20 protein-coding genes and 1 tRNA gene are annotated in these 26,889 nt (G+C 63.0%); 11 read left to right on the top strand and 10 right to left on the bottom strand.

From position 1 onward, the window contains the following. Nucleotides 1-10: 10 nt before the first annotated feature. From DSM107133_RS16025 to xdhA, 6 genes are all read right to left on the bottom strand, one after another. The gene (locus DSM107133_RS16025) at nt 11-931 is read right to left on the bottom strand and encodes an ABC transporter permease (RefSeq protein WP_028954936.1); all 921 of its coding nucleotides are present in this window, start codon (nt 929-931) and stop codon (nt 11-13) included. Then, nucleotides 931-2,013 (bottom strand): ABC transporter permease, encoded by a 1,083-nt coding sequence (locus DSM107133_RS16020; protein ID WP_028954935.1) that lies wholly within the window; start codon nt 2,011-2,013, stop codon nt 931-933. Before DSM107133_RS16020 ends, DSM107133_RS16025 begins: the two co-directional genes overlap by 1 nt. 69 nt (nt 2,014-2,082) lie before the next feature. Continuing rightward, entirely contained in the window at nt 2,083-3,597 is a 1,515-nt protein-coding gene (locus DSM107133_RS16015; protein ID WP_114292098.1) for an ABC transporter ATP-binding protein, read from the bottom strand. After that, nucleotides 3,594-4,544: a xanthine dehydrogenase accessory protein XdhC gene (xdhC, locus tag DSM107133_RS16010; RefSeq protein ID WP_114292099.1), complete on the bottom strand. Its 951-nt coding sequence runs from the start codon at nt 4,542-4,544 to the stop codon at nt 3,594-3,596. The genes DSM107133_RS16015 and xdhC overlap by 4 nt, the downstream gene beginning before the upstream one ends. Further along, nucleotides 4,541-6,838 carry a xanthine dehydrogenase molybdopterin binding subunit gene (gene xdhB / locus DSM107133_RS16005; RefSeq protein WP_114292100.1) on the bottom strand — a complete coding sequence of 766 codons (2,298 nt, stop codon included), beginning with the start codon at nt 6,836-6,838 and terminating at the stop codon, nt 4,541-4,543. The genes xdhC and xdhB overlap by 4 nt, the downstream gene beginning before the upstream one ends. Continuing rightward, nucleotides 6,835-8,226 carry a xanthine dehydrogenase small subunit gene (gene xdhA / locus DSM107133_RS16000; protein WP_114292101.1) on the bottom strand — a complete coding sequence of 464 codons (1,392 nt, stop codon included), beginning with the start codon at nt 8,224-8,226 and terminating at the stop codon, nt 6,835-6,837. The genes xdhB and xdhA overlap by 4 nt, the downstream gene beginning before the upstream one ends. Before the next feature lie 210 nt (nt 8,227-8,436). Between xdhA and dnaE the strand changes: the two genes are divergently transcribed. Next, nucleotides 8,437-11,952, top strand: a complete 3,516-nt coding sequence (gene dnaE, locus DSM107133_RS15995) for a DNA polymerase III subunit alpha (RefSeq protein ID WP_114292102.1) — start codon at nt 8,437-8,439, stop codon at nt 11,950-11,952. Here dnaE and DSM107133_RS15990 read toward each other — a convergent pair. The 3 genes from DSM107133_RS15990 to hemC all read right to left on the bottom strand — a co-directional run bounded on the left by DSM107133_RS15990 (nt 11,949) and on the right by hemC (nt 14,434). Next, the gene (locus DSM107133_RS15990; RefSeq protein WP_114292103.1) at nt 11,949-12,389 is read right to left on the bottom strand and encodes a GNAT family N-acetyltransferase; all 441 of its coding nucleotides are present in this window, start codon (nt 12,387-12,389) and stop codon (nt 11,949-11,951) included. The two genes, dnaE and DSM107133_RS15990, sit on opposite strands and share 4 nt — an antisense overlap. Further along, complete coding sequence (locus tag DSM107133_RS15985; protein ID WP_114292104.1) at nt 12,386-13,330, bottom strand: fatty acid desaturase family protein; 945 nt, start codon at nt 13,328-13,330, stop codon at nt 12,386-12,388. The genes DSM107133_RS15990 and DSM107133_RS15985 overlap by 4 nt, the downstream gene beginning before the upstream one ends. A 117-nt stretch (nt 13,331-13,447) precedes the next feature. After that, a complete protein-coding gene (gene hemC, locus DSM107133_RS15980; protein WP_114292105.1) occupies nt 13,448-14,434 on the bottom strand; it encodes a hydroxymethylbilane synthase in 987 nt (328 codons plus the stop codon). Between the two features lie 66 nt (nt 14,435-14,500). On the opposite strand from hemC, the gene hemE reads away from it, so the two are divergent. Both hemE and DSM107133_RS15970 read left to right on the top strand, forming a co-directional pair. Beyond that, nucleotides 14,501-15,535, top strand: coding sequence for a uroporphyrinogen decarboxylase (gene hemE, locus DSM107133_RS15975; protein WP_114292106.1), 1,035 nt, complete (start codon nt 14,501-14,503; stop codon nt 15,533-15,535). A gap of 53 nt (nt 15,536-15,588) precedes the next feature. After that, nucleotides 15,589-15,665: transfer RNA gene (locus tag DSM107133_RS15970), tRNA-Met, on the top strand. Between the two features lie 59 nt (nt 15,666-15,724). Here the strand turns inward: DSM107133_RS15970 and DSM107133_RS15965 are convergent. Beyond that, nucleotides 15,725-16,822, bottom strand: coding sequence for an AbrB family transcriptional regulator (locus tag DSM107133_RS15965; protein ID WP_114292107.1), 1,098 nt, complete (start codon nt 16,820-16,822; stop codon nt 15,725-15,727). 494 nt (nt 16,823-17,316) lie between these two features. Here DSM107133_RS15965 and DSM107133_RS15960 point away from each other — a divergent pair, with 494 nt between their 5' ends. From DSM107133_RS15960 to boxC, 8 genes are all read left to right on the top strand, one after another. Beyond that, on the top strand, nt 17,317-18,357 hold the full coding sequence (locus DSM107133_RS15960) for a TRAP transporter substrate-binding protein (RefSeq protein WP_114292108.1): 1,041 nt from the start codon (nt 17,317-17,319) through the stop codon (nt 18,355-18,357). Between the two features lie 79 nt (nt 18,358-18,436). After that, entirely contained in the window at nt 18,437-19,018 is a 582-nt protein-coding gene (locus DSM107133_RS15955) for a TRAP transporter small permease subunit (RefSeq protein ID WP_114292109.1), read from the top strand. A 6-nt stretch (nt 19,019-19,024) separates the two neighbouring features. Continuing rightward, nucleotides 19,025-20,377: a TRAP transporter large permease gene (locus DSM107133_RS15950; protein WP_114292110.1), complete on the top strand. Its 1,353-nt coding sequence runs from the start codon at nt 19,025-19,027 to the stop codon at nt 20,375-20,377. Between the two features lie 11 nt (nt 20,378-20,388). After that, a complete protein-coding gene (locus DSM107133_RS15945) occupies nt 20,389-22,191 on the top strand; it encodes a feruloyl-CoA synthase (protein WP_114292111.1) in 1,803 nt (600 codons plus the stop codon). A gap of 103 nt (nt 22,192-22,294) precedes the next feature. Continuing rightward, the gene (locus DSM107133_RS15940; protein ID WP_114292112.1) at nt 22,295-23,842 is read left to right on the top strand and encodes a benzoate-CoA ligase family protein; all 1,548 of its coding nucleotides are present in this window, start codon (nt 22,295-22,297) and stop codon (nt 23,840-23,842) included. After that, nucleotides 23,839-24,651, top strand: coding sequence for an alpha/beta hydrolase (locus DSM107133_RS15935; protein ID WP_114292113.1), 813 nt, complete (start codon nt 23,839-23,841; stop codon nt 24,649-24,651). The genes DSM107133_RS15940 and DSM107133_RS15935 overlap by 4 nt, the downstream gene beginning before the upstream one ends. After that, nucleotides 24,644-25,090 (top strand): DUF309 domain-containing protein, encoded by a 447-nt coding sequence (locus tag DSM107133_RS15930; protein WP_240310399.1) that lies wholly within the window; start codon nt 24,644-24,646, stop codon nt 25,088-25,090. Before DSM107133_RS15935 ends, DSM107133_RS15930 begins: the two co-directional genes overlap by 8 nt. A gap of 118 nt (nt 25,091-25,208) precedes the next feature. Beyond that, nucleotides 25,209-26,870, top strand: coding sequence for a 2,3-epoxybenzoyl-CoA dihydrolase (gene boxC / locus DSM107133_RS15925; protein ID WP_114292115.1), 1,662 nt, complete (start codon nt 25,209-25,211; stop codon nt 26,868-26,870). The last annotated feature ends 19 nt before the right edge of the window (nt 26,871-26,889 follow it).

Here is a 26,889-nt window from a genome sequence, read left to right as displayed (position 1 = left end):
TTTATTGGCCTCAATGCGAGGCATGGAAAATGCGCCCCAGAGAACCCGGTGCGCGGGATTTGTCAGCAGACAGGATCACCAGAACGATGATCGTTACGATGTAAGGTGACATTGCCAGATACTCGACCGGTATGGCAACGCCCGCGCCTTGCAGATTCAGCTGAAGCTGGGTGATGCCGCCGAAAAGATAGGCGCCCAGCAGGACCCGCCAGGGCTTCCACGAAGCAAAGACAACCAGCGCCAGAGCGATCCAGCCGACACCGGCGGTCATGCCTTCGGTCCATTGCGGCACACGGATCAGGGAAATATAGGCCCCGCCCATCCCCGCGCAGGCGCCGCCGAACAGGATCGCAAGCGTACGGATGCGTTTGACCTTGTACCCCAGCGCATGTGCGGCATCGTGGTTTTCCCCCACGGCGCGCAGAACCAGACCGGCGCGGGTGAATTTCAATCCGGCCCAGACACCCAGCACGATCAGCAGACCGATATAGACCATGGCATCGTGGCTGAACAGGATGCGGCCCAGCACCGGAATATCGCTGAGCGGGCCAAGGTCCAGATCGGCCATGCGCGGCGGTTTCACCCCCACATAGCTTTGCCCCATCAGCGCCGACAGGCCCAACCCGAACAGCGTCAGCCCAAGGCCGGACGCCACCTGATTGGCCAGCGCCACCTGCGTGAGGAACACGAACAACAGCGACAGCACCGCACCGCCAGCCGCCGCACCAATGAACCCCAACGCGGGCGATCCGGTGTTGACCGCCACGATAAAGCCCGCGATTGCGCCGACGATCATCATGCCCTCGACGCCCAGGTTCAGAACGCCCGCACGCTCCACCACCAGCTCGCCCGTGGCGGCCAGAAGGATCGGGGTGGCGGCGCTCATCAGGGCCGCCAGAAGCAGGATCGGATTGATAACAGACAGGTCCATCACGCCACCTCTGCCGCGCCAAAGCGCAGCCTGTAGTTGGTCAGCACGTCCAGCGCCAACAGGAAAAACAACAACATGCCCTGAAACACCTGAATGGCGGCGGCGGGCAGTCCAAGCTGCGATTGCGCGATGTCGCCCCCGATATAGGTCAGCGCCATCAACGCCCCGGCCAGCAGGATACCAATGGGATGCAAACGGCCCAGAAAAGCCACGATGATCGCGGTAAACCCGTAGCCCACGTTAAAGTCGATGGTGATCTGGCCCGCAGGGCCTGCGACCTCGAACATGCCGGCCAGCCCCGCCAGCATCCCTGACGCACCCAGACAGAACAGCACCAGCCGCGCGGGGTTCACGCCGCCGAACCGCGCGGCACGCGGGGCCTCGCCCGTGACCCGAATGGCAAAACCCAACCGGTGCCGCGTCAGCAGCACATAGGCAAAGATCACCGCGATCAGCGCAGCCACCACGCCCCAATGCATCCCCGAACCGGCAATGATCTCGGCGTTATGGGCGGACGCATATTGTTGCAGGTTCCGCGAGCCGGGAAAGCCGTAGCCTTCGGGGTTCTTGAGCAGCCCAAGCGACATCGACGACAGGAACTGCTCGGCCACATAGACCAGCATCAGGCTGACCAGAATTTCATTGGTGCCGAATTTCACTTTCAACAGCCCCGGTATCATTGCCCACAGGAACCCGCCCAGACCGCCACAAATGACCATCAGCGGGAAAATCCACCACGCGTCCAGCGGATAGAACGCCAGCGCCACGGCGGCACCGCAGATGGCCCCCATGATGTATTGCCCTTCTGCCCCGATGTTCCAGATGCCCGCGCGAAACCCCAGCGCCAGACCCATGGCGATCAGCACCAGCGGCGCGCCTTTGACCAGCAGTTGCGGTCGGTAATAGAACGCGAATTCGCCAAACAGCGGTTGCCAGAAAATCGTCAGGATCGACTGCACTGGGTCCTTGCCCAGCACCGCGAACAGCAGCCCGCCAAACACCATCGTCGCCAGCACCGCCAGCAGCGGTGTGGCCAGCGCCATTTGTCGGCTGGGTTGTGGCCGTTTCTCAAGCCGGATCATTGGCTGCCCCCAATTTCATCTTGCAAGACAAACTCTCCCCGAAGGGCCGGCTTGCCACATTTCCAAAGCTCACACATGGGCCACCTCCATCCCATGCGCGCCGCCCATCATCTGACCGATCTCGGCCACGCTCAGCCCTGCTGCGGGGCGCACCGCACTCAGCCGACCTTCGTTCAGGGCCGCAAAGTTGTCCGAAATTTCCATCAGTTCGTCCAGATCCTGCGAGATCACGATGACCGCCGCCCCCCCTTCGGCCAGATCCAGCAGCGCCTGCCGGATCGCTGCCGCCGCCGAGGCATCGACCCCCCATGTCGGCTGGTTTACGACCAGCACTTCAGGGCGTTGCAATATCTCGCGCCCGATCACGAACTTCTGTAGGTTGCCCCCCGACAGCGCACGCGCTGCATTGCCAGGTCCCGGCGTACGCACGTCGAAATCGGTGATGATCTGCTCGGCAAAGCGTCGCGCCGCGCCCCAGTTCAACAGGCCGTTGTTTTCCAGTTTCTGACGTGCAGCGCCGGTCAGCATCGCATTTTCGGTCAGCGACATGTCGGGGGCGGCGGCATGGCCCAGCCGTTCTTCGGGCGCCGTCAAAAGCCCCGCGGCGCGTCGCGCGTTCGGCCCCATCCGGCCCATGTCGACACCTTTGAAGAACACTGTTCCAGCAGGCACATGCACCTCACCTGACAAGGCCGACAACAGCTCGTCCTGCCCGTTGCCTGCCACGCCGCCAATGCCCAGAACTTCGCCCGCGCGCACCGAAACCGAAATCTCGCGCAAGGGCATCCCGAAGGTCGAAGCGGGCGGCAAGGACAGCCCGCGCAGTTCCAGCAGCACATCGCCCACCGGCCCCGCCACCTTTTGCGGAGGCTTCAGCGCGCTGCCCACCATCATCTCGGCCATTTCCGCGGCCGACGTGTCGCGCGGAATGCAATGCCCCACCACCTTGCCCAGTCGCAGGATCGTGGCGGCGTCGCACAGGCTGCGGATTTCCTCCAGCTTGTGCGAGATATACAGGATCGCCGTGCCTTCGGCGGACAGCTTGCGCAGGGTCTTGAACAGGATCTCGACCTCTTGCGGGGTCAGCACGCTCGTGGGCTCGTCCATGATCAGCAGCTTGGGCTCTTGCAGCAGGCAGCGGATGATCTCGACCCTCTGGCGTTCGCCTGCTGACAGGTCCCCCACCAGACGATGCGGTGCCAGTGGCAGGCCATAGGTCTCCGACACTGTTTTGATCTCTGCCGCAAGCTGGCGCATCGGCGGTGCGTTCTCCATCCCCAGCGCGATGTTCTCGGCCACACTCAGCGCGTCGAACAGCGAGAAGTGCTGAAACACCATGCCGATCCCCGCCGCCCGCGCCGCGCGCGGGTCCGCAGGGGCAAAGCCCGCCCCGTTCAGCGCCATCTGCCCCGCGTCGGGTTTCACCAACCCGTAGATCATCTTGACCAGCGTCGATTTCCCGGCGCCGTTCTCGCCCAGCAGTGCGTGGACTTCACCCGGTTGGATGGTCAGGCTGACGTTGTCGTTGGCCACCACGCCCGGATAGGCTTTGGTCACGCCGGAAAGGTCCAGAAGGGCTGTCATGCGATCTCTTTCGTCTTGGCAGGCAAAGGCTTGCGCAACAGTAGTAGCTGTGCGGCCACGCCGACGGCAATGGCTTTGGGATGTTTTCCAAGGGCCGGATCGCCGATGGGGCAGGTAATGCGGTCAATTCGGGCAGGGGCGTGACCCAGCGCCGCCAGACGGCTGCGAAACCGCGCCCATTTGGTGGCCGACCCGATCAGCCCCGCAAAGGCAAACTCGCGGCCCAGCAGATGGTGGCACAGTTCCAGATCATAGTCATGTTCGGGCGTCATGATGTAATGCGCAGCGCTGTCATCGGCACCCGCCAGTACGTCGGTGGGCACCGCATCGGTGCGGGCAATCGCACCCGGCAATTGCGCCAGTTCGCCCGCGCGCACATCGCTGACCAGCACGTCGTACTGCGGCAGCCCGTTCAGGACACCAGCCAGCGCCCGCCCCACATGGCCCGCACCGTAAATCACCACCTGCTGACGTTCCTGCCACAGCGACTCCGCCATCCAGCCGCCCTGATACATCGCAGGCAGCGGTAGGCCGCCGTCAGCGGCCCGTGCACAGGCGCGTTGCATCAGTGTGGGCATGTCCTCGGCGCCTTTGACCCGTCGCGCCCAGACGCCTGCATATTCTGTCCCGATGGCCCGAAACCGCGCCGCGTCGAACCATTCCAGCACGATCACCACAGCCCCGCCGCAGCACTGGTTCAGCGTCGGCCCAAGCGCCAGCTTTTCGACCCGCGCGGGCGGGGCGTCCTGTTCCAGCATCGCGCGCGCATGGCGGATCGCTTCCAACTCCAGCCGCCCGCCGCCGATGGTGCCCGACAGACCGTCACCCCAGACCAGCATCGACGTGCCCGCCGTTCGGGGGGCCGACCCGCGCACGTCGGCCAGCACAATCCGCACGACGCGGTCCTGTGTCTCGATGGCGTTGCCAATGGCATCCAGATCCATCATGCGCCGCGCGCCCGGTGAACGGCGGCCAGCATCTGTTCGGCGGTGGCGGGCGCGTGCAGATCGGGATAGGCGTCGCCACAAGAGGCCACCGCATCCGACAGGGCCATCAAAGTGGCAATGCCCAGCATCAAGGGCGGCTCGCCCACCGCCTTGGATTTGTAAATCGTATCGGCGCGGTTCTCGCCGTCCCACAACGCCACGTTGAACACCTCGGGCCGGTCGCCGCAGGCGGGGATCTTGTAGGTCGACGGCGCATGGGTGCGCAACGCGCCGGTGTCGTCCCAGACCAGTTCCTCGGTCGTCAGCCAGCCCGCGCCCTGAATGAACCCGCCCTCGACCTGTCCGATGTCCAGCGCCGGGTTCAGCGACGCACCGGCATCATGCAGGATATCCGCCCGCAGCATCCGGTTCTCGCCGGTCAGCGTGTCCACGGCCACCTCGACCGCCGCAACGCCGTAAGCAAAGTAAAAGAACGGGCGGCCGTGTCCCTTGATCCGGTCCCACGAAATCTCGGGCGTTTTGTAAAAGCCGGTCGACGACAGGCTGATCCGCGCCTGATGCGCCAGTGCCGCCACCTCGGCAAAGCTGTAGTCGGCGCCACCCGCCGTCACCCGTCCGTTCTTGAACACCACATCGGCAGGGCTGCATTGATGCAACTGCGCCAGATGCAGCTCGATCCGTTCCCGTATGGTGTCGCAGGCATTGCGCACCGCCATCCCGTTCAGGTCAGACCCGGACGACGCCGCCGTGGCGGATGTGTTGGGCACCTTGGCCGTGTCCGTCGCCGTGATCCGCACGGCCTCCATCGGCACCCCGAACCGGCTGGCCGCCACCTGCGCCACCTTCTGGAACAACCCTTGCCCCATCTCTGTGCCGCCGTGGTTCAGATGGACCGACCCGTCGGCATAGACATGCACAAGCGCCCCCGCCTGATTAAGATGCGTCAGCGTGAACGAAATCCCGAACTTCACCGGCGTCAGCGCCAGCCCCTTGCGGATCACACCGCCGCGCGCGTTCCACGCATCCACCGCCGCCCGCCGCGCGGCATAGTCCGAGCTTTCCTCCAGCCGTGCCAGCATCTCGTGGCCGATGAAGTCGTCCACCTCTTGCCCGTAGGGTGTGGTCTGTATCTTTTGGCCGGAAATATCCCCGCCGGAGGCATAAAAGTTTGCCCGCCGCACCGCCGTCGGATCGGCGCGCAGGGCATGGGCCACGTGATCGACGATCCGCTCCATCCCCAGCATCCCCTGCGGCCCGCCAAAGCCGCGAAAGGCGGTGGCGGACTGGTGGTTGGTTTTCCAGCGGTGGCTGGTGATACGCACCGCAGGCAGGTGATAGGCATTGTCGGCGTGCAGCATCGCGCGGTCTGCCACCGGCAGCGAAAGGTCCATCGCCCAGCCACAGCGGGTGTCGTGGCGCACGTCCAGCGCCAGAATGCGCCCCGCGTCGTCATAAGCCACGTCATAGGTGATGCGGAAATCGTGGCGCTTGCCGGTGATGATCATGTCATCATCACGGTCATAGCGCATCTTGCAGGGGCGGCCCGTCGCGCGGGCGGCTATCGCGCAGGCAACCGCAAGCGCGTTGCCCTGGCTTTCCTTGCCCCCAAACCCGCCGCCCATGCGCCGCGTCTCGACCCGCACGGCGTGCATGTGCTGCCCGATGGCCTCGGCCACCTTGTGCTGGATTTCCGACGGGTGCTGGGTGGACGAATGCACATGCATGTCGCCGTTGTCACCGGGCAGGGCGAGCGCAGCTTGCCCTTCGAGGTAAAAGTGTTCCTGCCCGCCGATCTCCATCACGCCAGACAGACGGTGCGGGGCATCGGCAAAGCCTGCGTCGAGATCGCCGCGCGCATAGATGCGTGGGCCGTCCTCGAACCGGCTGTCGGCGGCTTCAGCCTGTTCTATGGTCAGGATCGGGGTGGTCTTTTCGATCGTGGCATCGCCCAGACGCGCCGCGCGGCGCGCGGCACCGTGGCTGGTGGCGATGACCAGAAACAGCGGCTGGCCAAGATAGTGCACAGCATCCGTCGCCAGCAGCGGCTCGTCATGGTTCGAGGGCGACACATCGTTGTCAAAGGGCAGATCGGCAGCCGTCATCACCGCAACCACACCGGGGGCGGCGCGCACCGCCTCAAGGTCGAGCGCAGTCAGCGTTCCGGCAGCGACGGTGCTGGTGCCAAAGGCCAGATGCAGCGTATCCCGAGGCGTTGGGATGTCATCGACATAGCGGGCGGCCCCCGTCACATGCAGGCGGGCGGCGTCGTGGGGCAGGGGTCGGGCGACACTCATGCGCGGACCTCCAGCACCGATGTTGGCGCGCCTTGGTCTTCGGACCATGCCCGCAGCAGCATGTTCTGCGCGGCCTCCATCCGGTAGGCGGCACTGGCGCGCATGTCGGAGAGGGGGGTAAAGTCTTGCGTCAGTGCGGCCATTGCGTCGCGGACAGTGTCGTGGCTCCACGGCTGGCCGGTCAGCGCCGCTTCGGCCTTGTGCGCGCGTTTCGGGGTTGCGGCCATGCCGCCAAAGGCAAGACGGGCGGTTTTGACCGTGCCATCCGCAACTTCAATCCAGAAGCATCCGCAAACGGCGGAAATGTCCTGATCAAACCGTTTCGACAGCTTGTAGCAGCGCAGGTGGTCTGCACCCCGTGGCAGGGTGATGTGGGTCAGGAATTCGCCCTTTTGGCGGTCCTGTTTGCCGTAGTCGATGAAGAAATCGACAATGGGCAGGCTGCGCGTTTCTGCACCGCGTTGAAGGTGCAGCGTCGCATCCAGCGCGATCAGCGCCGGTGGCCCGTCGCCAATGGGCGAGCCGTTGGCGACATTGCCGCCGATGGTCGCAGCATTGCGCACCTGCGCGGATCCATAGCGGCGGATCAGCTCGGCAAAGGTCGGGTGGTGTTCGGCCATAACGGGGTGCAAGTCCGACAGAGTGGTCATCGCGCCGATGGTGATCACGTCGTCGCTGACCGTCACACCGCGCAGGCCGTCCACATGGCTCAGGAACGCGGTCTGCCCCAGATCACGCATTTGTTTGGTCACCCACAGGCCCACATCCGTGGCACCCGCGATCAGCGTGGTGTCGGGGTGGGCGGCGTACCAGTCGGCAAAGGCGTCGAGGGTTGTGGGGTGGCTTGGGGGCGCTGCCCCCGCCTGCGGCTCCCCCGGGATATTTGGGGCCAAAAGAAGCGGGGTGTCGTGCATATGGGCGGGGACGGGGGCGCTTTGGGCCGCTTTTGCGGCGCGGACGATCGGGGCATAGCCGGTGCAGCGGCACAGGTTGCCCGCCAGCGCGGTGTCATGGTCGGTGCGTCCGTTCAGGTGGTTGGCCGCCATCGTGGTGATAAATCCGGGCGTGCAGAATCCGCATTGCGATCCATGGTGGTCGATCATCGCCTGTTGCACCGGGTGCAGGGTGCCATCGGGGGCGCTGATACCTTCGACGGTGCGAATGGCTTTGCCCTGCAGTTGTGGCAGGAACAGGATGCAGGCGTTCAGCGGGCGGGCGCTGTCGGCATCGGTGACGATCACCGAACAGGCCCCGCAATCGCCTTCGTTGCAGCCTTCCTTGGTGCCGGTCAGGCCGCGCGTTTCGCGCAGCCAGTCGAGGAGTGTCGTCGTGGGGGTGACATCTGTCGCCGTGACGTCCTCTCCGTTCAGACGAAAAGACACGTTCATGTGGTTCTGACCTGCCACCCTACCAAGGCCCGACAAGGCGCGACGTCGATGTGGCGTAGACGGCGCGCGGGCGTGTTGGCAATCAGCCTAGGCGGGCAAAGCCTTGCATTGCAAGAGTTTTGGCGCGGGACCCTGAAACAGGTGCCGTAAAGTGGCGCAAAATGCGTCATCGCTCTGGCAGGGGGTGCGGGGCGGGGTTAGGGTTGCGCCATGTCAAATGATCCCCGATTCATTCACCTGCGCACCCATTCCGAGTATTCCCTGCTGGAGGGCGCGCTGCGGCTGAAAAAGCTGCCCGACCTGTGCAAAAAGCACGACATGCCCGCGCTGGCGCTGACTGACACCAATAACATGTTCGCGGCACTGGAATATTCCGTGACCCTGTCGGGGGCGGGCATCCAGCCGATCATCGGCTGTCAGGTGGATGTGACTTGGGTCGAGACCCGCCCCGGCGACCGTCCGCGCCTGCCTGCGGGACTGGTGCTGCTGGCCCAGAACGAGACGGGTTACGAAAACCTGATGAAGCTGAACTCGTGCCTGTACCTCAAGGGCGACGGGCAATTGCCGCAGGTCACGCTGGACGAGCTTGAGGCACTTTCGGCGGGTCTGATCTGTTTAACCGGCGGGCCGGAGGGGCCCGTGGGCCAGCTTTTGCGTGCAGGCCAGCGCCCGGCGGCACAGGCGATGATGGACCGGCTGGCGGCGGCATTCCCGCAGCGTTTGTATGTCGAATTGCAGCGCCATCCCGGACCGGACGGCCAGCCCGACGCGGAAAAGCTGACCGAGCGGCCGTTTGTCGAGATGGCCTATGCGATGGAGTTGCCGTTGGTCGCCACCAACGACGTTTATTTCCCTGCCTCGGATATGTACGAGGCGCATGACGCGCTGATCTGTATTGCCGAGGGCGCCTATGTCGACCAGCAGCAGGACCGCCGCCGCCTGACCAACCAGCATTATTTCAAATCGCAATCCGAGATGGTGACGCTGTTTGCCGACTTGCCGGAAGCGGTGCAGAACACGGTCGAGATTGCCAAACGCTGCGCCTTCATGGCCTATCGCCGCGATCCGATCCTGCCGAAGTTTGCCGATGACGAGGTGGTCGAGCTGCGCCGTCAGGCCAACGAGGGCCTGCAAGCGCGGCTGGCGGTGATCCCGCACGCGGCCTCGGTGGAAGACTACCAGAAGCGGCTGGATTTCGAGCTGGACATCATCGAAGGCATGGGGTTCCCCGGCTACTTCCTGATCGTTGCCGATTTCATCAAATGGGCCAAGGACGAGAATATCCCCGTGGGCCCGGGCCGTGGGTCGGGGGCGGGCAGCCTTGTGGCCTATGCGCTGACCATCACCGACCTTGACCCGCTGCGCTATGCGCTGCTGTTCGAACGGTTCCTGAACCCCGAACGGGTCAGCATGCCCGACTTTGACATCGACTTTTGCATGGACCGCCGCGAAGAGGTGATCCGCTATGTGCAGCAGAAATATGGCCGCGACAAGGTGGGGCAGATCATCACATTCGGTGCGCTCTTGTCCAAGGCGGCGGTGCGCGACATCGGGCGTGTGTTGCAGATGCCATACGGGCAGGTTGACCGGCTGTCGAAACTGATTCCGGTCGAGGGGGTCAAACCCGTCAGCATCGCCAAGGCGCTGATCGACGAGCCGCGCCTGCGCGACGAGGCGCGCAACGAAGAGGTGGTCAAACGGCTGCTGGATTACGGCCAGCAGGTCGAGGGATTGTTGCGCAACGCATCGACCCACGCCGCCGGTGTTGTGATCGGTGACCGTCCGCTGGATGCGCTGGTGCCGCTGTACCAGGACCCGCGGTCTGACATGCCCGCAACGCAGTTCAACATGAAATGGGTCGAACAGGCCGGTCTGGTCAAGTTCGACTTTCTGGGCCTGAAAACCCTGACCGTGATCCAGAACGCTGTGGACCAGATCCGGGGCGCGGGGCGCGACCTGCACACCTCGGCGGATGGCACGCAGCTTTATGAACCCGCGCCGGGGACCGAGAACGACATCAACGCCATCCCGCTGGATGACGAGGCCTCCTACAAGCTCTACGCCGCTGCCAAGACCGTCGCCGTGTTCCAGGTGGAATCCAGCGGCATGATGGACGCGCTGAAAAGGATGAAGCCGACCTGTATCGAGGACATCGTGGCCCTTGTGGCGCTGTATCGTCCCGGTCCGATGGAAAACATCCCGACCTATTGCGAGGTCAAGAACGGCCAGCGCGAGCGCGAGAACCTGCACCCGACCATCGACCATATTCTGGACGAGACCCAGGGCATCATCGTTTATCAGGAACAGGTGATGCAGATCGCGCAGGAAATGGCGGGCTACAGCCTTGGCGGTGCCGACTTGTTGCGCCGTGCGATGGGTAAGAAAATTCAGGAAGCGATGGACGCCGAGCGGCCCAAGTTCCTGGAAGGTTCCAAGGCCAATGGCGTCGACAAGGACAAGGCGATGGAGGTCTGGAACCTTCTCGACAAATTCGCCAACTACGGTTTCAACAAATCCCACGCGGCGGCCTATGCGGTGGTCAGCTATCAGACCGCATGGCTCAAGGCGAACCATCCGGTCGAGTTCATGGCCGGTGTGATGAACTGCGATATCCACCTGACCGACAAGCTGGCGATTTATTTCGAAGAGGTCCGCAAGGCAATGGGCCTGCCGTGGGTGCCGCCCTGTGTGAACCGCTCTGATGCGACGTTCAAAGTGGTCGACGGCGCGCTGGTCTATGCGCTGGGCGCGCTGAAAAACGTGGGCGTCGAGGCGATGAAGCTGGTGACCGAAGGGCGCAAGGTGGACGGCGTGGACAAGCCCTTTGCCACGCTCTTTGATCTGGCACGCCGCGTCGATCTGAAGCGTGTGGGCAAGCGTCCGCTGGAAATGCTGGCGCGTTCGGGGGCGTTCGACCAGCTCGACAACAACCGCCGCCGGGTGTTCGATGCGCTGGACGCGCTGGTGCAATATTCCGCCGCGATCCACGATCAGAAGAATTCCAATCAGGTGTCGCTGTTCGGCGAAGCAGGTGATGACCTGCCCGAACCACGGATGATGCCGGGTGACGATTACCTGCCCGCCGAACGGCTGAGCGAAGAATTCAAGGCCGTGGGCTTTTACCTGTCGGGTCACCCGCTGGACGATTACGCCGGTGCGCTGAAACGCAAGGGCGTGCAGACGCTGGACGAGGTGCTGGCCGATGTGGAACGGCGCGGGGCCAAGAACGCCAAACTGGCGGGCGTGGTCGCGGGCTGTCAGATCCGCAAGTCGGCCAAGGGCAACCGCTTTGCCTTTGCGCAGCTTTCGGACACCACCGGCGCCTACGAGGTCACGCTGTTTTCCGAAGCGCTGGAGAAATCGCAGGATTTTCTGGTGACCGGCGCCAAGGTGATCATCACCGCCGAGGCGACGATGGAAAGCGACCAGTTGAAGCTGCTGGCGCGGTCTGTCGCGCCGATTGATGCGGTGGTGGCCGATGTGGGCGGCATGGGGCTGCGCGTGTTCATCAACGATGCAGGGGCGGTCGGCTCGATTGCCTCGGTGCTGGAAGGGGCGGCGCAGGGCCAGCGCGCCATCGGGCGCGGCCCGGTGCAACTGTGCCTGATGGGCGCAGGGCTGAACGGCGAGGTTGACGTGGAACTGGGCGATGATTTCCCGGTGAACCCGCAGATCAAGGGCGCAATCAAAAGTCTGGGTGGCGTGGTCTCGGTCGAGGAGATCTAGGGCCGGCGCGGGGGGAGGCGGCGCAGTTGCATTCCGAACTTCTGGTCGGCACGAAACCCCAATTTTTCATAAAACCCGCGCGCGCCGGTGTCCTGACCGGTCAGCAGCATGATCTTGTAGGCGTTCTTCGCCCAGGCGGACTCAGTGGCGGCGTGCATCGTGGTGTTTGCATACCCCAGTCCCCGCATGGCCGGTTGTGTTACCACGTTTTCGATCAGGGCATAGGGGCGCCCTGCACGGGTCATGTTGGGCAGAATGTGAAGCGTGACGGTGCAAGCAAGCGTTTCGTTCACGAATGTCCCAAAGACCGATGTGCCCGGGTGGTCAAGAAGTCCGGCGAATTGTTTGGCATCTGCGACGGGATCACCGTCTGATAGATGTGCCAGAAGGGCTGCCGCTTGCGCGTAATCCGACAAGGTGAGCAGGCGCGTGGTCATGAACTGCGCCAGCCCGCCTCCATCATCGCTGCGCGGTAGCTGGGGGCGGTGCGCATGCTGTCGCCCAGCCCCTTGTCCATCAGCAGCGCGTGCATCTTGTGCAATTGCCAGCAGGGCACATGCATCACCATGTGATGCTCCAGATGATAGTTGACATAGTAGGGCGCAACCAGCGCGCGGGCGACGGGGCCCGCATGGGTCGTGCGCACGTTCTGCAGCGGATTGTCCGACCGCTCGACCGCGCCGTGTTCCGCGATGTTGCGCACGCGCAGGACGAACTGGAACCACGTCAGATAGGGCAACAACCAGAACGCCAGCCCCCACCACCAGTCTCCGATCAGGCCGATGGCAACGGCAATGCCGATGAACACCGGAAAGGCGCGGCCCAGCATGTTGGATTTGAACGCCTGCGCCGATTGCGATTTGGCCGCATCAATGGCGTCGTCGTCGCCCGCGAGCCGGATGAACATCGTGATCTGCCCGAGCAGTTGCCTGATCCCCGTCTGCCCGGTCAGATCGCGCAGAAACTTGCGTCGCATCGAGGCATGGCTGGTCGGGAACTTCTCGCTGAGGACAAGGTCGGGGTCCTTGTCGGTCTGGGTAAAACGATGATGCGTCAGGTGATAGTGCCGATAGGCGTGCAGGTCTGCCATGATCGGCCAGCCGCACAGCCATTCGCCGACCCGGTCGTTCAGCCAGCGGGATTTGAACAGGGCGCTGTGCGCGGCCTCGTGCATCAGGATCGCCAGACCCAGTTGCCGCGAGCCGATCAGGATCACCGCCAGCAGGAAGGTCACGGGATTGGGCCACAGCGCGAACAGGCCGATCGCCAGCACAATCGTGCCCCAGCAATGCGCCACCAGCCAAGCGCCCATCAGGTTCGAGCGTCGGGCAAGGGGGCGAATCTCGTCGCTGGTCAGATAGGCTTTGCCGGGTGTCATGGGGCCAGCGTGGGGTGTGCAGGCCCTTTGCGTCAAGCAGGACGCGACGTTGCCTTTGGGGCTCTGCCCCCGGCGCTGGCGCGCCGTCCCCGGAGTTTGTCTGGCAAGATGAAGGGTTTAGTGCCAGTCGAAGAAGTCGGGACCGGCCTTGGCCAGAAGCTCCTGGGCCAGATCGCGGCCCATCTCGGCACCTGTTGCTATAGGGCCGGTACGGGTGCCCTTGATCGCCTCGGACCCGTCGGGGCGCAGGACCTCGCCGCGCAGGGTCAGCGTGTCGCCATCCAGCAGGGCAAGGCCGGCGATGGGGGTTTCGCACGACCCGTCCAGCGTGGCGAGAAAGGCACGTTCGGCGGCGAGTCGCTGGCCTGTGGCGGTGTCGTGGATGGCCAACAGCAATTGCGCGGTGGCGGGATCGTTTTCGCGCCGCTCGATGCCGATGGCCCCCTGGGCGATGGCGGGCAGCATGTCGGCGGGGTCGATGGGGGTGGCGGGCACCTCTGTCATGTTCAGGCGGTTTAGCCCCGCAGTTGCCAGAAACGTCGCCACGGCCACGCCATCGTCCAGCTTGCGCAGGCGGGTTTGCACGTTGCCGCGAAATTCAACCACGTTCAGGTCGGGGCGGCGGTGCAGCAGTTGCGCGCGACGGCGCAGGGACGAGGTGCCGACGGTGGCCCCCTGCGGCAGGTCCGCAATGGCGCTGTAGGTGGGCGAGACAAAGGCGTCGCGCACATCCTCGCGCGGCAGGTAGGTGTCCAGCAGCAGGCCGGCAGGCTGCTCGGTGGGCATGTCCTTCATCGAATGCACCGCGATGTCGATCTTGCCTGCCGACAGGTCCTGTTCGATCTCGCGGGTGAACAGACCCTTGCCGCCGATCTCTTTCAGCGGGCGGTCCTGGATCATGTCCCCCGTCACCTTGATCACCACGATCTCGAACGCCGCCTGCGGCAGATCAAAGGCGGCGGCCAGCCGGTCGCGCGTTTCATAGGCCTGTGCCATCGCCAGCGGCGATCCACGGGTGCCGATTTTCAGGGGGCGGTCGGGGGATGGCAGGGTCACGTCGCGCGGCCTTTGGTTGGAAAAAGGTGTGTCACGGTGTCCTGCCATTGCAGGCCCGACTTGACAAGTGCCCCGCGCCAATAGACCTCACCCCTGACAACAAGGGGACAGCGGATGACCGGGAACAAAAAGATTTTGCGCGCACTTGCAGGCGAGACGCTGGACGTGCCGCCGATCTGGATGATGCGGCAGGCGGGGCGCTATCTGCCCGAGTACAAGGCGACGCGCGCACAGGCGGGGGATTTCCTGTCGCTGTGCTACAATCCCGAACTGGCCTGCGAGGTGACCTTGCAGCCGATCCGCCGCTATGGATTCGACGCCGCGATCCTGTTTGCCGACATCCTGCTGGTGCCGCAGGCGCTGGGTGCGGACCTGTGGTTTGTCACCGGCGAAGGCCCGCGGCTGAGCACGGTCACCACGCAGGCGGATTTCGACAAGCTGGGGCCGGTTTCGGACATCCACGAAACGCTGTCGCCGATCTACCAGACCGTGCGCCTGCTGACCGAAGCATTGCCGCGCGAGACCACGCTGATCGGCTTTGCCGGCGCGCCGTGGACCGTGGCCACCTATATGATCGCCGGAAAGGGCACCCCGGATCAGGGACCGGCCCACGCGCTGAAGGCCGGGAACGTGGCGCTGTTCGAGGCGCTGCTCGAGCGGATCACACTCGCGACCATCGAATACCTGTCGGCGCAGATCGACGCCGGTGCCGAAGTGGTCAAGATTTTCGACAGCTGGGCCGGATCGCTGAAGGGCGCCGATTTCGAGCGGTACAGCCTGGAGCCTGCCCGTCAGATCACCGCAGCCCTCAAGGCGCGCCACCCCGGCATTCCGATCATCGGTTTTCCGCGCGAGGCAGGCGAGAAATACGTGGGCTTTGCCAAGGCAACCGGCGTGGACTGTGTGGCGTTGGACAATTCCGTGGCCCCCGACTGGGCCGCCGCGAACGTGCAGGTCGATGGTTGCGTGCAGGGCAATCTGGCCTCGCATCATATGGTGACGGGTGGTCAGGCGCTGGTTGACGAGACGCGGGCGATTGTGAAGGCCTTTTCCAAGGGCCCGCATATCTTCAATCTGGGCCATGGAATCACGCCGGATGCCGACCCTGACAACGTACAATTGATGATTGATACAGTTCGTGAAGGATAAGCTGCGTTTCAGGGTTGACCTGACCGCGCGCCTGTCATACTTCGCACGCCGATGGCGCGGTAGCTCAGTTGGTTAGAGCGATCGACTCATAATCGATAGGTCGGGAGTTCAAGTCTCCCCCACGCCACCATTTACCACCAACATTTCGGGATTAGACGGATCGCCAAACGGCTTGCCCGTCTGCCCCTGTTACGGCGCAGATGCCGGTTCTTTTGCACGCAACCTTGGCATGGCCCAGCCCGCAATGCCGACCGCCAGCACGATGCGGAACAGATGGTGCACGGTGATCGCCACCGGGCTGATTCCCAGGCTCAGCGCCACCAGTCCCATTTCGGTCACGCCGCCGGGGGCAAGGCTGATCACCAGCGCAATGAACGGCAGGCTGGACCATGGTGCCAGCATCGCGGCAAAGGCCACCGCCACCGACAGCATCGCGGCCACGCTGATGCATCCGAATCCGAAGGCCCGCGCCAAACTGCGCAATGACGATCCGGCAAACAGCACGCCAAGGCCCGCACCAATCACCAATTGCGCCGCTGCCAGCAGCCAGCCGGGGCTTGCCACGTCCAGAACGCCGGTGCCGTGGACAATGGCGCTCAGCAGCATCGGCCCGATCATGTAGGACGCGGGCAGGCGCAAGGTGCGCCCCAGCCAGATGCCGATAACGCAGAGAACCGCCAGTTCTGCCATGTCGAGCAGACCTGCGGGCGTGCTGTCAAACGATTGGCCTGCCGCGCTGCCGACGACGACACCGGTGGCCAGATAATAGGCGGTGGGGATTGCCACAATCACCAGAACCACGCGCGCGAAATGCTGTGTGCTCAGCAGACGCGGGTCGGCACCTGCGGCTTCGCCCAGTGTCACGGCTTCGATCAATCCACCGGGCATGGCGGCAAAAAAGGCAGTGACGCGGTCCAGACCCGCAAGCCTGCGGTAGATCAGGAAACTTAGCGCATGGGTGGCGCAGACAAAGGGAACCACCGCCAGAACCGACATCCACAATTGGGGCAATTGCTCCAGCAGCGCAGGCGAGAAGGTCGCGCCGATCATCACGCCGATCAGCGAAATGCAGGCCTTGCGCAGGGTTTGCAGCACCGGACGCGCACTGTTGTCCGGCACGCCCGCACTGCGCCAGACCGCCCACGCGCCGACCACGATCATGGATCCCAGAAGATAGGGCAGCGGCGACCCCAGCCAGACCGCCAGCGCCGCGCCGATCGCCCCGATTATCAGGGTCAGCCCGGTTTTGGGCAACTCGGTGCGCAAGTCGGCAAAGTCGAGCGTCATGAATCTGGGTCACTGCAATTGAACGGATCGTTGTCATTAGGACCCAGAAGACGTCCGACTTCCAGACCGATCCATATGCAAAGGCTGCGAAACATCGTTGAGGGGTGGTTTTCAGGCTGTGTGCCGTGATGGCCCAAGCGCAGGATCGGGCTGTGAATCGGCTCTGGCGGGGGCGGACAAAGGGGATTCCACCGGGAAAATGCGCCTTGGCCGGGAATATATAGCATTATAATGCCTAGTGTTCTGGGCGGATTTTTTCGGATATACTATGAAAATATGGAGCTTTGCGCGGATCTTGCGTTTCGCTGTTGATATTGTGATCGGCGCATCGCCCGTATTTGTTCTATCTTGCACAATACTGGATCGGCAGCTTTGGTGTGGGAGAGGGCAACGGTTACAAAATCGGGTGACAGCCCAACAACCTTGCCCTACCAATTTGCTGCAACGACACACGAAAGGCACGCCGCAAGAGCGTGTCACAAGGGAGGAAGACCATGACCATCACGCGTAAATCATTCCTGTCACTCGCAGGCGCTGCGGCGCTCGCGCTGGGACTGGGCGCGGCACCAGCATCGGCCCAAGAGGTCACGCTCAGCCTGCACCAGTTCCTGCCCGCGCAGGCCAACGTGCCACGTCTGGTGCTGGACGTCTGGGCCGACAATGTTGAAAAAGACAGCGGCGGGCGCATCAAGGTGGATCGCTATCCGTCGATGCAACTGGGTGGCAAGCCGCCAGAGCTGATGGATCAGGCGATTGACGGCGTTGCCGATATTGTCTGGACCGTGGTGGGTTATACGCCGGGCCGTTACCCGTCGACCGAAGTGTTCGAACTGCCCTTCATCATGACCAATGCCCGCGCGGCCAGCCGTGCCTATTGGGAAATGTTCGAAGAACACATGAAGGACACCGAGTTCAAAGATGTACATATTCTGGGCACATGGGTACATGGTCCGGGCATGATCCACGCCAACCGCGAAGTCAAAGTGCCTGCCGATATGGAAGGTCTGAAAATTCGGGGCGGATCGCGTCTGATCAACGATTACCTGTCCGCTTTGGGCGCAACCCCTGTTGGTATGCCCGTGCCTGCGGTCTCCGAAGGTCTGTCCAAAGGCGTGATCGACGGCACCACCATCCCGTGGGAAGTGACTGCTGCGCTGAAGGTGCCGGAACTGGTACACAACCACACAGAGTTTGAAGGCAAGGCGCTCTATGTGCTGACCTTTGTTCTGGCGATGAACAAAGACCGCTATGACTCGCTGCCCGATGACCTGAAAAAGGTGATCGACGACAACTCGGGCCTTGAATTCTCGGTCTTTGCAGGCGGCACACAAGCCGATGCAGACGGTCCCGCCCGCGCGGCAGCGGTTGCCATGGGCAACAACATCGTCACCGTGTCCGAAGAAGACGCCAAAGCGTGGCGTGAAGCGGCGCAGCCTGTCTATGACGCATGGATTGCGGACATGGACAGCAAAGGGATCGACGGTCAGGCGCTGATCGACGAAGCCACCATGCTGATGGATAAGTACAGCCAGTAATCTGGCCGGTACGCTGCGACGCCTGGAGGCAGACGTCGCAGCTTTTCCTCACATCTTATTACCCAAAACCGGAGTCGCCATGACACGTCTGGTCACCTGGCTTGCCCGCGCCACCGCTATTCTGGGCGGTCTGGTTCTTATTGCGCTTATCGTTCTGATGACCCTGTCGATCATCGGGCGCTTTCTGAACAATATCTTCCACACCGAATTTGCCCAATCCGCCTTTGGTGGCCTGTCGAACTGGGCGATCAATGCGGGGGTGGGCGAAATCAACGGCTCTTACGAGCTGCTTGAAGCCGGCGTCGCCTTTGCCATCTTCGCGTTCTTTCCGGTGTGCCAACTGTATTCGGGTCATGCGACTGTGGATGTGTTCACCTCGGGCTTGCGCCCGCGCGCGCTGGCGGTGCTGCGCGCCTTTTGGGAGGTGGTTCTGGCGGCAACGATCGTGTTCCTGACGGCGCGGCTGGCAGATGGCATGATGCGCTATGTGAACAACGGCGAGACGACGCTGTTTCTCCAATTCCCAGTCTGGTGGACCTATGCCGCCAGCGTTGCTGCGGCCACGGTTGCCTCTGTCACAGCTGTCTACTGCGCTGGCGCCCGTGTCGCCGAAGTGGTTTTGGGCCGCGCGATCCTGCCCAACGACCCGATGGGGGAATAACCGACAATGCAATGGTTGCTTGATCTTTTGCCGCTGGCCGACCTCAGCCGCCTTGAGCTGGGATTCTGGTCTTTCCCGATCCTGCTGGGCCTGATCTTTTTGCGTGCGCCCATTGGCCTGGCCATGCTGCTGTGTGGCATGGGCGGCTGGTATTTTGCCATGAACGGCAACCCCACGCCGCTGCTGGCCAAGCTGAAATCAGAAACCTACACCACCTTTTCCAGCTATTCGCTGACCATCATCCCGATGTTCCTGCTGATGGGCCAGTTCGCCACGCTGTCAGGCATGTCCACGTCGCTGTTCAAAGCCGCCGAAAGCTTTCTGGGCCACCGGCGCGGCGGTGTGGCAATGGCCGCTGTCGGTGCCTGCGCGGGTTTTGGGGCCATCTGCGGGTCATCGCTGGCCACGGCTGCCACCATGAGCCGCGTGGCCCTGCCAGAGCTGCGCCGCTACGGTTATTCGGGCGGGTTTTCCACGGCAACGCTGGCCGCTGGCGGCACGCTGGGCATCCTGATCCCGCCCTCGGTCATTCTGGTGATCTATGCGATCATCACCGAACAGAACATTGCCAAGCTGTTTCTGGCCGCCTTTATCCCCGGCATCCTGGCCGCGATTGGCTATGTCATCACAATCTCGATCTATGTGCGCCTGTATCCCGATTCTGCTGGCACCCGCGAACCGCAGCCGATGTCGGAACGCTGGGCGGCGCTGGCCGAAACCTGGCCTGTGCTGTTGATCTTTGGCGTTGTGGTCGGCGGCATCTATGCCGGTTGGTTCACCCCGACCGAAGGCTCTGCCGTGGGTGCAGCGGGCACCGGGCTGGTGGCGCTGGTGTCGGGCAATCTGAACTGGGCCGTGTTTCGCGATTCGCTGATCGGCACCGCCAAAACCACCGCGATGATCTTTTTCATCGTGCTGGGCGCGGGCTTTTACAACGGTTTCCTTGCCCTGTCGGGCGTGCCGCAGTTCATGGCCGATTATGTGCTGGGTCAGGGCCTCAGCCCGTGGGTCGTGCTGATTATCATCCTGGTGTTCTACATGGTCTTTGGCTGCGTGATGGACAGCCTGTCGATGATCCTGCTGACGGTGCCGATTTTCTTCCCTGTGATTTCGGCGATGGATTTCGGCATGACGCCGGAACATGTGGCAATCTGGTTCGGTATCCTTGTGCTGATCGTTGTCGAGGTGGGGCTGATCACGCCGCCGGTGGGCATGAATCTGTTCATCATCAACGCGATGGACCGCAGCACCCCGATCACCGAGACCTACAAGGCGGTGATGTTCTTTGTCGGCAGTGACATCGTCAGGGTGGCGATCCTTGTCGCCTTTCCGGCCATCACCTTGTTCCTGATCCCGTGAAAGCCGATGCCATGACCCACACGCCCGTTCTTGCCCCCCATGCCGTGACGCGCGCACATCGTGCTGACGGAACCATCCTGCTGACCGCCGACACCCCGCTGGGCGAGGTCGTGCGCAATGATTGTGTCTGGCTGGAACACTGGGCGCAAACCACGCCCGATGCGGTGTTTCTGGCGGAACGTTCCGGGGCCGACTGGCGGCGCGAAACCTATGCAAGCGCACGGCAAAAGGCGCGTGCGATTGCAGGCTGGTTGCTGGGGCAGGGCATGGGGCCTGATACGCCTGTGCTGATCCTGTCGGGCAACGGCATCGACCATGCGCTGCTGACGCTGGGCGCGCATTACGTCGGCGTGCCGACGGTGCCGGTGGCCGAACAATACACGCTGATCCCCGCCGCCCGCGCGCGTCTGGATTATGTGGTGAACCTGATCAAACCCGCGCGGGTCTTTGCAGGTGACGGCGCCGCCTATGCCGCTGGTCTGACGCGGGCGAACTGCCCTGCAATCGCGTCCGATCCCGCCGACACAGGGGCCACGCCCTTTGCCGATCTGCTGGCGCATACCGATGCGGGCGTTGACGCGGCCTGGGCCACGGTCGGCCCGGATACGGTGGCCAAGATCCTGCTGACCTCGGGTTCGACCTCGGACCCCAAGGGGGTTTTGACCACCCAGCGCATGATGACCACCAACCAGACCCAGCTGGCACAGGGCCTGCCGTTCCTGCGCCAGCGTCCGCCGGTGATTGTCGACTGGCTGCCGTGGAACCACGTCTTTGGCGGGTCGCACAATTTCAACATGGTGCTGTCGGGCGGCGGCAGCCTGTATATCGACGATGGCAAACCGCTGCCCGCCCTGTTCGGGCGCACGCTGGAAAACCTTGCGATGGTGCCCGGCACCGTCAGCTTCAACGTGCCCGTGGGCTTTGCCCAGCTGGTGACGGCGCTGCGCAGTGACGACGCCCTGCGCGAGACCTATTTCCGCGATCTCGACATGATCTTTTATGCCGGTGCCTCCCTGCCGCAGGAAACCTGGGAAGCGCTGGAAGAACTGGCCGCGCTGGCGGGTCAACGGGTGCCGCTGATCACCTCGTCATGGGGTCTGACCGAAACCGCGCCGGGGGCGCTGTTGCAGCAGGTGCCCACCAAAGGGGCGGGTATTGTCGGCGTGCCGATGCCCGGTCTGACCGTCAAGCTGGTGCCAGACGCAGACATGCGCTGCGACGTGCGGGTCAAGGGCCCGTCGATCATGCAAAGCTATCTGAACAATCCGGCCAAGACCGCCGAGGCGTTCGACGAAGAAGGGTTCTTTATCACCGGCGACGCCATGCGTTTTGTCGATGAAAACGACCCGAACCTTGGCCTGCGCTTTGACGGGCGCATTTCCGAAGACTTCAAGCTGATGACCGGCACCTGGGTGCAGGCCGCGAACCTGCGGCTGGAAATGTTGGGTCTGCTGGCCCCCTATGCCGCCGACATTGTCGTGACAGGGCAGGGACGCGACCAGATCGGGCTGTTGATTGTGCCCAACCGCGCGGCGATCGAAAAGGCGGGGTTTGCGCTGGAAGCCGACAGCGGTGCTTTTGTCAGCGCTGCGCTGGCCGACACATTGCGCGCGCGTTTGCGTGACAAAGCGGCTGCGTCGACCGGATCTGCCACCCGTGTTACCCGCGCGCTGATTCTGTCCGATCCGCCCGACATGGGCGAGGGCGAGGTTACCGCCAAGGGCAATATCAACTTTGCCAAGCTTCTGGCGCGCAGGGCACCGATGGTGGACCGCCTGTATGACGACGCAGACCCGGCTGTCATCGCGATTTAGCCCGGAATCCTGCACTAAGTTGCGCAAAATTGCGACCCCTGTTGCGATATCCTGAAATTGGCGCACGATAGCGCACAATAGGATGTCTTTGGGAGGAGCGCCGATGTCGAGCTTAGCCAGCGCGAATGCAGCCAGCTATTTTGTAGACCGTCATGTTGCCGAAGGACGCGGCGACAAGGTTGCCTTTCGCGAATACGGCAGCGGGCGCAGTCTGACCTACGGGGCTTTGGCCGATGCTTCGGGGCGCGTGGCCGCTGCCTTTGCGCAGCATGGTATCGCTGCGGAACAACGTGTTGCCATGCTGGTGCTGGACACCATCGAATTTCCGCAAATCTTCTGGGGTGCGCTCAAGGCAGGGGTCATTCCGGTGCCGCTGAACACGCTGCTGGCCACGTCGGTTTATGATGTGATCCTGCGTGACAGCCGTGCCACCACTCTGTTTGTGTCGCAGGAACTGTATGACACCGTGGCTCCGGCGCTGGTCGGTAATCCGTTCTTGAAACAGGTTATCCTGATCGGCAATGAAACCCGCGATGGCACGATCCCTTACCAAAGCTTTGTGGACAGCGCCGACGCACCCGCAGCGGTCTTTGGTGCCTGTTCCGATGAGGTTGCATTCTGGCTGTACTCGTCGGGTTCGACGGGCCAGCCCAAGGGGGTGCATCACGTTCATTCCAGCCTGAAAGCCACCGCCGACACCTATGGTGCGCAAGTGCTGGGCGTGCAGCAGGATGATGTCGTGTATTCGGCGGCCAAATTCTTTTTCGCTTACGGCTTGGGCAACGCAATGACCTTTCCGATGGCCGTCGGCGCAACGACGGTGCTGTTTGCAGGCCGCCCCACGCCCGACAGCGTCATCGACATTCTGAACACCGAGCAGCCCACCATATTTTGCGGCGTGCCGACGCTTTATGCCGCTTTGGCTGCCTATATGGACAAGAACGGCGCCGCCGCAGCGCCACTGCGGCGCTGCATTTCCGCAGGCGAGGCGCTGCCCGAGGATGTGGGCAAGCGTTGGGAAAAGCACATGGGTGTCGAGATTCTCGACGGTGTCGGGTCGACCGAGATGCTGCATATCTTCCTCAGCAACCGCCCCGGTGATGTGGTCTATGGCACTTCGGGCGTGGCGGTGCCCGGCTATTCGGTGCGGCTGGTGGACGCGGCGGGCGAAGACGTGGCCGCGGGCGAGGTTGGCGAATTGCTGGTGCAGGGCGACAGCGCAGCGGGCGGCTATTGGAACCAGCGGGACAAATCACGCGCGACCTTCGAGGGGCTGTGGACCCGTACCGGTGACAAATACGAATGCCGTCCTGACGGGCGGTTTGTTTACTGCGGACGCACCGACGACATGTTCAAGGTCTCGGGCATCTGGGTCAGCCCCTTCGAGGTGGAAAGCGCCATTGTCAGCCACGCCGATGTGCTTGAGGCCGCCGTGGTGGCCATGCGGGATGACGACGGGCTGGAAAAACCCAAAGCCTTTGTGGTGCTGAACGCGGGCGTGTCCCCCGATGGCATCGAGGCCGTGCTGAAAGAGCATGTGAAAACGAAAATCGGCAAATGGAAATATCCGCGCTGGATCACCTGTGTCGATGAACTGCCCAAGACGGCAACCGGCAAGATCCAGCGCTTTAAACTACGCGAGGACGCATGATGGACTGGACCAACGGATTTATCGACATTGACGGGGCATCGCTGGAATACGCCTGCTTTGGCGCGGCACCGGGTGACGCACCCACGCTGGTGATGCTGCACGAGGGTCTGGGCAGTGTGGCGCAGTGGCATGATCTGCCCGAGGTTCTGGCGCGCGAGACAGGCTTTGGCGTGCTGGCCTATTCGCGGGCGGGCTATGGCCAGTCCACTGCCGCCGCCCTGCCGCGCCCGCTGGATTACCAAACCCGCGAGGCGGTGGATGTTCTGGGGCCGTTGCTGGATGCGGCCGGTGTTCAGGACTGTGTGCTGCTGGGCCATTCCGACGGAGCGACCATTGCCGCGATTTACGCCGGCAGCGTCAGCGACATGCGGGTGCGCGGCCTTGTGTTGATCGCGCCGCATTTCTTCACCGAACCGCAAGGGCTTGCCGCGATTGCAGCGACCAAGGCGGCCTATGAAACGGGTGGTTTGAAAGAGAAACTGGCCAAATATCACGCCCGTCCCGACAACGCCTATTACGGCTGGCACGACATCTGGACCAATCCCGATTACGCCAAATGGAACGTGGCTGACAGCATCGACCACTGGCGCATTCCTGTGCTGGCGGTGCAGGGCACGGCCGATCCTTATGGCACGATGGCCCAGATCGACGAGATTGACGGGCGGATCTATTCGCCGCTTGAAACGCTGATTGTCGAGGGCGCAGGCCATGCGCCGCACCGCGAAGCCACCGAACAGACGGTTGCAGGCATCACCGAATTCTGCGCGCGGCTCAAGCGCATGGAAGAGGCCGAGGTGGAGCTTGCCTGAGCTTGCTGGCGGCACCCCTGCGCCGGACCATGCCTATGTGCCCGGCCAGACGGCCCGCCACCCCGAGGGGTGGTTCGACCCGCTGAAAGCGGTTGATCCCGACCCTTTTGACAGCCCCGCCATGCGCGCGGGGCTGGATTACCTGCACGCGGGATATTTTTGGGAGTGCCATGAAGTGCTGGAAGCCGTCTGGCTGGCATTGCCCGATCCCAGCGCCGAGCGGCACATGGTGCAAGCGGTGATCCAGCTGGCCAATGCGCGTCTGAAGCTGGTGATGGGCCGCCCCAAGGCAACATTGCGTTTGTGCACCATGGTGCAAGAACATCTGGTCGCAGGCCGCGCCAGCCGCCCGATTCCCGGTGTCACGCCGTCCGAATTGCTGGAATGGGCCAGGAATACCGCCGGTTTGGCAGATGTGGCCGTGAATGATGAACTATAGTGCCGTAAATTCACGAAAACATGCCTATCAGTTGGCCGACGCACCCTGACTTTGTAACTATACTACACAACAAGCCCGTGCAGACCTTTCTGCACCCCGCCAAAAGGACACCGATACCGTGACCAAGATTATTGATTTCCGTACCGACCCCAGCAAATACCGCCACTGGCGTGTCGAATATGATGGCCCCGTTGCCAATCTGTTCATGGACGTGGACGAAGACGCGGGCCTGTTCGACGGCTACCAGCTCAAGCTGAACAGCTATGATCTGGGTGTCGACATCGAGCTGGCCGACGTCGTCCAGCGGATGCGGTTCGAACACCCCGAGGTCAAGGTCGTCGTGATGCAGTCGGGCAAGGACAAGGTTTTCTGTGCGGGGGCCAATATCCGGATGCTGGGCGGTGCGAAACACAGCCACAAGGTGAACTTCTGCAAATTCACCAACGAGACCCGCAACACATTCGAGGCCGCCGAGGCCGACAGTGGCCAGAAATACATCGCCGCCGTCAAAGGCGCATGTGCAGGTGGCGGCTACGAGCTGGCGCTGGCGTGCAACCACATCATGCTGACCGATGACAGCACGTCATCTGTGTCCCTGCCCGAAGTGCCCTTGCTGGCGGTTCTGCCCGGCACCGGCGGGCTGACCCGCGTCACCGACAAACGCAAGGTGCGCCGCGACCGCGCCGATATCTTCTGCTCCACCGAAGAGGGCGTGCGCGGCAAACGGGCACAGGAATGGCGGCTGGTAGACGAGGTGATCGCCAATTCGAAATTCGACGAGACCGTGCAGGAACGCGCCCGCGAATTCGCAAGCAGTTCGGCCAAGGCGGACGTGACACAGGGCATCACCCTGAACCCGATCGAACGCAGTATCGCGGAAGACGGCAGCGTGTCATACGAACTGGTCGAAGTGGCGCTGGACCGTGCCGCCCGCCGCGCCACGATCACGATCAAAGGCCCCGAAGAGGACGCGCCCGCCGATATGGACGCCTTCACCGCGCAGGGGGATGCGGCCTATATGCTGCGTCTGGCGCGGCAGTTGGACGATGCCATCCTGCACCTGCGCCTGAACGAGATGGAGGCGGGCCTGCTGGTGTTCCGCACGCAAGGCGACCCTGAAGGTTTTGCCGCCCACGAGGCGCTGTTGATGGACAACGCCGATCACTGGCTGGCCAACGAGGTGCTGAAATACTGGAAACGCATCCTGAAACGCATCGACGTGACCTCGCGCAGCATGGCGGCGCTGGTGGAGCACGGGTCGTGCTTTACCGGTATCCTTGCCGAAATCCTGTTTTCGGTCGACCGCACCTATATGATGGAAGACGAATTTGACGGCGACAACCGCCCCTTGGCGACGATTACCCTGACGGCTGCGAACTTTGGCCCCATGCCGATGTCCAATGATCTGACCCGTCTTCAAACCCGTTTCCTGGGCGAACCCGAAGCGGTGGATAAAGCCAAGGCCGCGATGGGCGAGCAATTGGAAGCCGAAGAGGCCGAAGAGCTGGGCCTTGTGACCATGATCCTGGACGATATCGACTGGGACGACGAAATCCGCATCTTCATGGAAGAGCGCGCCAGCTTCTCGCCCGACGCGATGACGGGGATGGAGGCGAACCTGCGTTTTGCCGGCCCCGAGACGATGGAAACCCGCATTTTCGGTCGCCTGACCGCATGGCAGAACTGGATTTTCATTCGTCCCAATGCCGTTGGCGCAGACGGGGCGCTGCAACGCTACGGCACTGGCAAGCGCGGCGATTACAACATGGAACGTGTGTAACTGAATCTGCGCGCGCCGA

Origin of the sequence: Pseudosulfitobacter sp. DSM 107133 (genome assembly GCF_022788695.1) — a bacterium.
In the GTDB taxonomy this organism is placed as follows: domain Bacteria; phylum Pseudomonadota; class Alphaproteobacteria; order Rhodobacterales; family Rhodobacteraceae; genus Pseudosulfitobacter.
This window is presented reverse-complemented; position numbering and strand designations above follow the sequence as displayed.

What these genes read in the sequence shown, in the direction of transcription:
- DSM107133_RS16025 (WP_028954936.1), bottom strand. Translation starts at nt 931, where the DNA reads ATGGACCTGTCTGTTATCAATCCGATCCTGCTTCTGGCGGCCCTGATG.
- DSM107133_RS16020 (WP_028954935.1), bottom strand. Translation starts at nt 2,013, where the DNA reads ATGATCCGGCTTGAGAAACGGCCACAACCCAGCCGACAAATGGCGCTG.
- DSM107133_RS16015 (WP_114292098.1), bottom strand. Translation starts at nt 3,597, where the DNA reads ATGACAGCCCTTCTGGACCTTTCCGGCGTGACCAAAGCCTATCCGGGC.
- xdhC (WP_114292099.1), bottom strand. Translation starts at nt 4,544, where the DNA reads ATGATGGATCTGGATGCCATTGGCAACGCCATCGAGACACAGGACCGC.
- xdhB (WP_114292100.1), bottom strand. Translation starts at nt 6,838, where the DNA reads ATGAGTGTCGCCCGACCCCTGCCCCACGACGCCGCCCGCCTGCATGTG.
- xdhA (WP_114292101.1), bottom strand. Translation starts at nt 8,226, where the DNA reads ATGAACGTGTCTTTTCGTCTGAACGGAGAGGACGTCACGGCGACAGAT.
- dnaE (WP_114292102.1), top strand. Translation starts at nt 8,437, where the DNA reads ATGTCAAATGATCCCCGATTCATTCACCTGCGCACCCATTCCGAGTAT.
- DSM107133_RS15990 (WP_114292103.1), bottom strand. Translation starts at nt 12,389, where the DNA reads ATGACCACGCGCCTGCTCACCTTGTCGGATTACGCGCAAGCGGCAGCC.
- DSM107133_RS15985 (WP_114292104.1), bottom strand. Translation starts at nt 13,330, where the DNA reads ATGACACCCGGCAAAGCCTATCTGACCAGCGACGAGATTCGCCCCCTT.
- hemC (WP_114292105.1), bottom strand. Translation starts at nt 14,434, where the DNA reads ATGGCAGGACACCGTGACACACCTTTTTCCAACCAAAGGCCGCGCGAC.
- hemE (WP_114292106.1), top strand. Translation starts at nt 14,501, where the DNA reads ATGACCGGGAACAAAAAGATTTTGCGCGCACTTGCAGGCGAGACGCTG.
- DSM107133_RS15965 (WP_114292107.1), bottom strand. Translation starts at nt 16,822, where the DNA reads ATGACGCTCGACTTTGCCGACTTGCGCACCGAGTTGCCCAAAACCGGG.
- DSM107133_RS15960 (WP_114292108.1), top strand. Translation starts at nt 17,317, where the DNA reads ATGACCATCACGCGTAAATCATTCCTGTCACTCGCAGGCGCTGCGGCG.
- DSM107133_RS15955 (WP_114292109.1), top strand. Translation starts at nt 18,437, where the DNA reads ATGACACGTCTGGTCACCTGGCTTGCCCGCGCCACCGCTATTCTGGGC.
- DSM107133_RS15950 (WP_114292110.1), top strand. Translation starts at nt 19,025, where the DNA reads ATGCAATGGTTGCTTGATCTTTTGCCGCTGGCCGACCTCAGCCGCCTT.
- DSM107133_RS15945 (WP_114292111.1), top strand. Translation starts at nt 20,389, where the DNA reads ATGACCCACACGCCCGTTCTTGCCCCCCATGCCGTGACGCGCGCACAT.
- DSM107133_RS15940 (WP_114292112.1), top strand. Translation starts at nt 22,295, where the DNA reads ATGTCGAGCTTAGCCAGCGCGAATGCAGCCAGCTATTTTGTAGACCGT.
- DSM107133_RS15935 (WP_114292113.1), top strand. Translation starts at nt 23,839, where the DNA reads ATGATGGACTGGACCAACGGATTTATCGACATTGACGGGGCATCGCTG.